The organism is Ohtaekwangia sp. (assembly GCF_036568665.1).
GTDB lineage: Bacteria > Bacteroidota > Bacteroidia > Cytophagales > Cyclobacteriaceae > Ohtaekwangia.
Genome location: NZ_DATCSD010000200.1, coordinates 1 through 8029, shown reverse-complemented (window position 1 = coordinate 8029; position 8029 = coordinate 1). Strand labels below are relative to the sequence as shown.

Here is an 8029-nt window from a genome sequence, read left to right as displayed (position 1 = left end):
GGTTTTAAGCGCATCCTGTCAATTGTAATGCCACAGAGAAACATCGCGAAAGCGCATTCGAAAGCTATATTTTCCCAGGATGGGTGATGAACGTTTCTGCACGAATCCGTCCGGGGCCGGGCGGTTAGGGTTTGATGGTTTTGGTGGTAAAGGTTGAAGGAGTTTGTGTTTGAAGTATTATCTTGTCGGCTGATGATATACATGTCTCCCGCAGATCTCGCAGATTGACGCAGAAGAATGCAAAATAGCTCCCACAGAATTCACAGATTAACACAGATCAAATGCAGTATATATTTGAATTTATTCTGTGCAATTCTGTGAGTTCTGTGGGAAATAAATTATTCGTGAGAGAAGGATGAATTATGAAATACGATTTAGCGTGGCTTACCACCAGATTTGATGGTGGCGAAAGTATAGAGTATATGTTCTTCTGGGGCCATACCAGTAAGCACGGTGTGACTATAGGTAAATTTGTGTTCAGTCAATGGTATCCTTCATCGTTTACTGTCGATGGTATTACCTATAAAACTGCGGAACATTGGATGATGGCAGAGAAAGCAGCTTTGTTTAGGGAATGGGATATAGTCAACAAAATCATTGTGTCTGATAAACCCGGAGAAGTAAAAGCACTGGGGCGACAGGTTCGTAACTTTGATGAGGTGTTATGGAATAAATGGAAATATGAAATTGTACGCACGGGGTCCATCCATAAATTTCATCAAAACAAAGAGCTGAGAAATTACTTGTTGAATACTGGCGATAAAGTAATTGTAGAAGCCAGTCCTACTGATGCTGTTTGGGGAATAGGCTTATCGCAAGATCATAAGATGGTTGATAACCCCCATACCTGGCAAGGCACAAACTTATTAGGATTTGCCCTGATGGAAGCGCGCAATTTCCTTCGCTCAATAGGAGAAGGCGACTATATATCTGCAGAGCTTTCATCACCTTGGAAGAATTCATAGCTCTTCAGATTTCACAGATGAAATAGTATATATTGAATTTATTCTGTGCAATTCCGTGAGTTCTGTGGAAAAAAATCTGTATTTACCTGCTGAAAACAAATATACCATGCACATAAACCTGATCGTAATAAAGACCTCCGATATAGCAGCAACCGCCAGGTTCTACGAAAGTCTGGGTATACACTTCGAACATCATCGCCATGGGCAAGGGCCTCTTCATTATGCCGCTGTTCTCGATCAGGTAGTTTTTGAAATATACCCACTAAAAGAAAGTGAAGTTGCCGACAGCACATTGCGTTTAGGATTTACTGTAAGCAACTTGGAACAACTCATAGAAGAGGTTCGTACTCAAAATATAAAGATAATAAAGGAGCCCGCCACAACATCCTGGGGATATACCTGCCTGCTGGAAGACCCCGATGGAAGAAAAGTAGAGTTGAAACAAGCTGACGTGTGTGAATAGCTCCCACAGAATTTGCAGATTAACACAGATAAACGCAGTATATATTTTGTTATTTATCTGCGCCAATCCGCGAGATCTGCGGGAGAATATGAGGTATATATTGCATTCATTCTGTGTAATTCTGTGAGTCCTGTGGGAAACTTTTGCATTTATCCGCGCTGGTCTGTGAGAGAATAATTTCATGTTCAAGCTCAAGCGCTGGGAGCCAGAAGCCTGTAGCCAGCGACCTTCTTAACCACCTCTTTTTTTCTTGCATATTAAATACGATACTTGTAATACTAACCGAATAATGCCTTATGCAGAAAATTTATCTTAGTGATGCCGGTCCGAAAGTTTCTCCTGCCGTTTATGGGTTTTACCGCTGGGATTCTGAAGCAGAGAACAATGCGTCATCAATGGAAAAGATTGTAAACCTTTGTCTTGAACTGGAGATCAACACGTTCGATCATGCCGATATCTATGGATCCAGCCGCTGCGAGGAATTGTTTGGACAGGTTATCAGCCAGAAATCATTCAAGCGCGAAGACCTCGTGCTGTTTACAAAATGCGGACTGCGTGTACCTCATGCATCTGATGCCAGCGTACGCGTAAAGCACTACGATACTTCCGCCAAACACATCACGGCCAGTGTTGAAAATTCACTCCGCAGACTTCGCACAGACTATATAGATATATTTCTGCTGGATCACCTCGATCCGATCTCGAACCTCGAAGAGACAGCCATTGCCCTTGAGAAACTGAAAAAATCAGGCAAGGTTAATAATATAGGTGTAGCAAACTTCTCGGTGTTTCAGCATCAGTTGCTGGCATCGTACCTGCATACACCCATCGTAACCCACCACCTGGAATTTAACCTGCTCAACACTGCAGCGTTGGATAACGGCCAGTTGGACTATATCAAGCAACGCTATATGCGCCCGCTGGTGTCTGCACCTGTGGCAAGCGGAAGAATCGCGGCCGGTACCGATGAGCAGGCCGTGCGTGTTCGCAAGAAACTGCAAGAGATCGCTGCGAAATATAGTGTGGATATAGAATCAGTAGCCGTAGCGTGGCTTATCAAACTGGAGGCGCTTCCCTTGATCGGTACACGCGATGAGCAGCGTATCCGGAACATCGCCAATGCATTCAATATTCAGCTCGATCACCAGGATTGGTATGAGCTATATACGGCATCGCGTGGTGAGATACAGGAGTAATGTATAGATATACTTTATGGAACTCAGAGTCTTTCAGGTAGACGCATTTACCGATACCATCTTTGGTGGAAACCCGGCATGCGTGGTTCCGCTAACGGATTGGCTGGACGACCGACTGATGTTAAAGATAGCCCAGGAAAATGCAGTTGCCGAGACTGCATTTTTTATTCCTGTTGGTGACCACTACCATCTCCGTTGGTTTACACCCGATATCGAAATGGATCTCTGCGGGCATGCAACACTGGCAACAGCACATGTACTGCGCCAGCATCTGGGGGATCAGTCGGCCGAGCTTCGGTTTGAAAGTCGCAGCGGACTACTTTCCGTAAAGCCGGGTAATGATTCTTATACGCTTGACTTTCCATCGCGTATGCCTGTCGTGGCAACTTTGCCGGAGATCATTCGAAAAGGAATAGACCGCCAGCCCAAAGAAGTATGGAAAGCACGCGATTATATATTGGTATATGAAACCGAAGAAGATATACAGGATATTGTGTTGAATCGCCAGGTGCTCGACCAGATCAACCTTGATCCGGGAGGTATCATTATTACTGCGCCTGGCCGTACCGTTGATTTTGTTTCGAGGTTCTTTACTCCACAGTCCACTATCTTTGAAGACCCCGTTACAGGTTCAGCCCATTGCTCGTTGATTCCCTTCTGGAGCGAGCGACTGCACAAACGGGAAATGACTGCTTTACAAGTATCGGCCCGGGTTGGAAAACTGGGATGTATATATGCCGGTGAGCGGGTATATATGAGCGGAGAAGCCAGAACGTATCTGGCCGGAACAATCTATATAGATCAGTAAGATCATCTATATTGTCGGGAGGTATATATGGAACGTAGCACCTTCATTTGCTTTTCCTTCTGCCTGAATAATGCCGTTATGATTTTCTACAATGCGTTTGCAGATGGCGAGGCCTATGCCCGTGCCGCTATATTCCTGCTTGCTGTGCAAGCGTTGAAAGGCTTCGAATATCTTTATTTTATATTCACTGTCGAAGCCTATACCATTATCCTGAAACGACAAGTGATGAAATGTGCGGGTAAGATCACCGCTATATCCGGGAATGCTATCCCCTGTAACAACGGTTGTATGTATCGTTATACGAGGAGGTATATCTTTCCGGGTGAATTTCAGTGCGTTGCTCAGCAGGTTAGTAAACAGTTGCTCTATCTGGAAAGATACAGCCAGCACAACCGGCAACTCGTCTGACTCGATCACAGCATGCTTATCCAGTATGGTTTCTTCCAGGTCAGCCTGCACTACGGCAAGGATCTTGTTAAGGTCGGTGGTTTCGAAGTGTAGCTCCTGCGTTGTAGTGCGTGAGTACATCAGCAGGTCATCGATCAGCGCCTGCATGTGCGAAGCCGTAGTAATGATGCGCTGTATATACTCTTTACTTTTATCGGAGAGATGGTCTTCGGTTTCCTCTATACGCCCAATAAACGAGCGGATCTTGCGCAACGGAGCCTGCAAATCGTGACTGGAAGCATAAGCGAAAGAAGACAATTCCTGGTTCATCCGCTCAAGTGCTGCGTTCTTGGCCGCCAGTTTGTTTTCGGCTTCTTTTCGTTCAGTAAGATCGCGCGTTACTTTGGTAAATCCGATCACGCGACCTTCATCATCGTGCAAAGCTGTAATAACAATACTTCCCCAGAATAAACTTCTATTTTTTCGCACGCGCCATCCTTCATATACCGCGCGGCCGTTGAGCTCGGCTTCATGCAAAAGCTTCTCAGGTAATCCTGCGAGCCGGTCGTGTTCCGGGTAAAATATATGAAGACTCTTGCCCACCACTTCCTGCGCAGTATAGCCCTTCAGCTTCTCGGCCCCTTTGTTCCAGTTGATGATCGTGCCGTTGATATCGAGCAATATGATCGCGTAATCCTGAACCTCAGCAATCATCCTCTCCAGGTATATATCCGGAGCATTGTTGAGTGTAGCTGCTTTCTGAGACATGTACGTGCGTTAGACTGTAGGTACTTCAAAATATGAAAAACCTGCCAGCGTAAAAAACGTCTCCTTCAGATTCATAGAAAGTAAGAGAGGGTCCATGACATCTTCAGATTATTGGCAAGTGTATTTTATAAATCAGGCTTGTAGTAAAATATAATGCCAACAACCCTTCGGCTTTTCGGAATATCTGCGGTGGGGTTAGAAAACAAAAAAGCCAGGCATTACCCTGGCTTTTAAGTATTACGGTGTTTTCAAATTAGTTTACTAACCGAACGTTAACGGCATTAACGCCTTTTTTGCCTTGTTGGAGTTCAAACGTCACAACATCGTTCTGACGGATTGAGTCAACAAGCAGTCCGGAAATATGTACAAAGTAATCTTGACCCGTTGCTGTTTCCTTGATGAAACCAAATCCTTTGGCTTCATTAAAAAATTTTACTGTTCCTTCTTTCATTGAAATTAAATAAATCGGTGACAAAGGTAAGAGATAAACATTAGTCCACATACACCTTTTAGGGGCGAAACAGGAATTAAACGACAAAGTATCGAACTAATTGCTTAATTTTGCGCTTTCTTCCTGTAAAACTTCCCAGAAAAAGTAGTTGCCAGATAGTATACGAGGTTTAAAACCCTCTTGCCGCTCTTGCATGAACGATTAATTACAACATGACATTTGAAAATCTGAATCTTATAGAGCCGCTGTTGCGCGCTCTGAAATCCGAAGGATATACCAAACCCACACCCATCCAGGCGCAATCTATCCCGGTTTTGCTTGAACGTAAAGACCTGCTGGGCTGTGCGCAGACCGGAACAGGTAAAACTGCTGCGTTTGCTCTGCCGATATTGAATATCCTGCACCAGGATGAGCTTTTTGTAAAAGGACCTGTGGGTATAAAGGCCCTGATACTGACACCAACCCGTGAGTTGGCCATCCAGATTGGCGAAAGCTTTACTGCTTATGGTAAACATTTGCGCCTTTCGCACACGGTAATCTTTGGAGGTGTATCGCAGCGCACGCAGACCGATGCCCTGAAAGCCGGTGTAGATATACTCATTGCCACACCCGGAAGGTTGCTCGACCTGATGGATCAACGCTTTGTAAAACTGCAGCATCTTAAAATGCTGGTGCTCGATGAAGCCGACCGCATGCTCGACATGGGCTTTATTCACGATGTAAAGAAGATAATTGCCCGTATCCCAGCCAAGCGACAAACCATTTTCTTCTCGGCTACCATGCCTCAGGAGATTGCTTCGCTGGCGAATACGATACTTACCAACCCTGTAAAAGTAGAAGTAACGCCTGTTTCATCTACGGCCAACACCATTCAGCAGTCGGTATATTTTGTAGAGAAGAATAACAAGCGGAAGCTGCTGAACCTGATTCTGCAAGATAAATCGATCGCCACTGCACTCGTATTTACCCGCACGAAACATGGTGCCGACCGTGTAGCCCGGCAGTTGAATGATGCCGGTATACGCGCAGAAGCGATCCATGGAAATAAATCGCAGGGAGCCCGCCAACGCGCGCTGAGTAATTTTAAATCGCGGAAGACCCGTGTATTAGTTGCCACAGATATTGCTGCCCGTGGTATAGATGTGGAAGAATTGACACACGTTATAAACTTCGAACTGCCCAACGTTCCTGAAACGTATGTACACCGCATCGGTCGTACCGGTCGGGCAGGAGCCAGCGGAACTTCTATCTCTTTCTGCGATGCAGAAGAAAAAGAATACCTGGACGACATCCAAAAACTGATCGGTAAAAAGATACCGGTAATAACAGACCATCCATACCCGCTGGTACATGCGGGCATGCCTAAGCCTGTTAACACCAACAACCAGAATCCCAGTCGCACGCCCTCACAACGCAAGCCCCACACGCCCGCACCGGCCCCCAATGCCGACAAGCCGAAGAAGAAAAAGAAGTGGTATAGATAAATTTGTGTTGGGGTGTTTAGGTGTTGATGTGTTGAGGTTGTTGCCTTTTACATCAACACATGAATACATCAACACGTCAACACATTATCTGGAGCAGATTTCCCGATAATCACAATACATACACACCTTCAGGTCTTCGGTTTGATCGAAGGGTTGAGTGGGATTGAAGAGTTCGTTGAGGAGCAAGTGCAGGTGTTGTTCGAACGCGGGGAGGAGTGACGTTACATCGTTCAGGCGGTGCTTGCCTAAATATAGTCCGTATTCAAAATCATCCTTGAAAATTTCTTTTCGGTTGATGAGCCCAGGCTGGATATTTACTTGGTTAAGTTCGCTGTTGTTACGCTGGGCATATACCCACGCATAGAGCATGGCCTGAAAGGCAGCCTTGTTACGCTTCAGGTCTCGTGTGAAGAGCGAAGGTATATCTTCAAATTTATTCTCGTCCTTTCCGGTTTTATAGTCAACGATGCGTACCGTATTTTCTTTTCTATCTACGCGGTCGATCAATCCACCGAGAATGATATTGAGTGATTGCGTGCCTTGAATGACCGGTATAGAGGTAGTAAAGTTTCTGCTTTCCAATAATTCAATCGTAAAAGGAGTATGCGCTTTATCATGCGCCAATACTTTCATGGCAAACTTCTTTACCATTTCCTTTACTACCAGTTGGCGACCATCGTACTCAAACTTTTTTGTTTCGGGTAAATGGAAATGCTCGCGGAAGGCAAGCTCAATAAGACGATCGAGTTTGGTACTTACTTTTTCGAAATGCTCTTCTTTTATAGTCCAGTTGCCGGCCGGTGGTTTCAGATCCTGGTAGAAGAGCTCCATCACCTTGTGAAATATATTTCCGAAGATGCGCGCATCCGCTTCTTCTTCTACCTCATCGGGCTCGCGTATCTCCAGTAAATGTTTAAAGTAAAATTTCAACCGACACTCTAAATATGTATTGAGCGTGGAAGGCGTGAGCGCTTTGCCAAAGTAACGTTCCAGTTTTTCAAGCACATCGGTTTTCTTTTCGATGGTGATGGGCTTTGCTTCATGCACCTGCACGGGGTTGTATAATATCTTGCGTTCGTGCGGCCAGTTTGCTTCGTATATCAACTGGTATAAATAGCGGCTCATCTCACCTGTGCCCAGCACATCGGGTTCGGTGTTATAGTATAGATCGATCGTCTCGGCACGTTGCAGCAACCTGTAGAAGAGATACGCATACATCGCATCCTGGTGTTCGGAAGTAGGAAGCTGATATGCCTTGCGGATGTTGTGTGGTATATAGGAACCTTGTCGTGGAGCAGCGGGCCACAGACCTTCGTTCAGGGAAAGTATAACAACATGATCGAAGTCGAGGTTACGCGTTTCGAGTACCCCCATGATCTGAATGCCTTTGAGCGGCTCACCGGTAAATGGTACTTTTTCGGCACGTACCACCTGGCGAAACATGCGCTGCTGCATGCGCAGCTCCATGGGCTCGCTGGTGGTAAGCTCCTGCACGCGCGCAAGTATA

Annotated in this window: 8 protein-coding genes; 5 read left to right on the top strand and 3 right to left on the bottom strand. The window is 45.6% G+C overall.

Features of this window, described 5'->3' with window-relative positions; all coding sequences use genetic code 11:
- The first annotated feature begins 362 nt into the window (after positions 1-362).
- The 4 genes from VIN08_RS11315 to VIN08_RS11300 all read left to right on the top strand — a co-directional run bounded on the left by VIN08_RS11315 (position 363) and on the right by VIN08_RS11300 (position 3432).
- Positions 363-965: an NADAR family protein gene (locus VIN08_RS11315; protein ID WP_331964686.1), complete on the top strand. Its 603-nt coding sequence runs from the start codon at positions 363-365 to the stop codon at positions 963-965.
- Between the two features lie 106 nt (positions 966-1071).
- Complete coding sequence (locus tag VIN08_RS11310; RefSeq protein ID WP_331964685.1) at positions 1072-1428, top strand: VOC family protein; 357 nt, start codon at positions 1072-1074, stop codon at positions 1426-1428.
- A gap of 296 nt (positions 1429-1724) precedes the next feature.
- A complete protein-coding gene (locus VIN08_RS11305; protein WP_331964683.1) occupies positions 1725-2624 on the top strand; it encodes an aldo/keto reductase in 900 nt (299 codons plus the stop codon).
- Between the two features lie 16 nt (positions 2625-2640).
- Positions 2641-3432, top strand: coding sequence for a PhzF family phenazine biosynthesis protein (locus VIN08_RS11300; protein WP_331964681.1), 792 nt, complete (start codon positions 2641-2643; stop codon positions 3430-3432).
- Between the two features lie 6 nt (positions 3433-3438).
- Here VIN08_RS11300 and VIN08_RS11295 read toward each other — a convergent pair whose 3' ends face one another.
- The gene (locus tag VIN08_RS11295; RefSeq protein WP_331964679.1) at positions 3439-4587 is read right to left on the bottom strand and encodes a PAS domain S-box protein; all 1149 of its coding nucleotides are present in this window, start codon (positions 4585-4587) and stop codon (positions 3439-3441) included.
- Positions 4588-4840: 253 nt separating this feature from the next.
- A complete protein-coding gene (locus VIN08_RS11290; protein WP_331964678.1) occupies positions 4841-5038 on the bottom strand; it encodes a cold shock domain-containing protein in 198 nt (65 codons plus the stop codon).
- 212 nt (positions 5039-5250) lie between these two features.
- On the opposite strand from VIN08_RS11290, the gene VIN08_RS11285 reads away from it, so the two are divergent.
- Complete coding sequence (locus tag VIN08_RS11285) at positions 5251-6522, top strand: DEAD/DEAH box helicase (protein ID WP_331964676.1); 1272 nt, start codon at positions 5251-5253, stop codon at positions 6520-6522.
- Positions 6523-6606: 84 nt separating this feature from the next.
- Here VIN08_RS11285 and VIN08_RS11280 read toward each other — a convergent pair.
- Positions 6607-8029, bottom strand: a 1423-nt coding sequence (locus VIN08_RS11280; RefSeq protein ID WP_331964674.1) for a PD-(D/E)XK nuclease family protein, incomplete at its 5' end; no start/stop codon positions are given.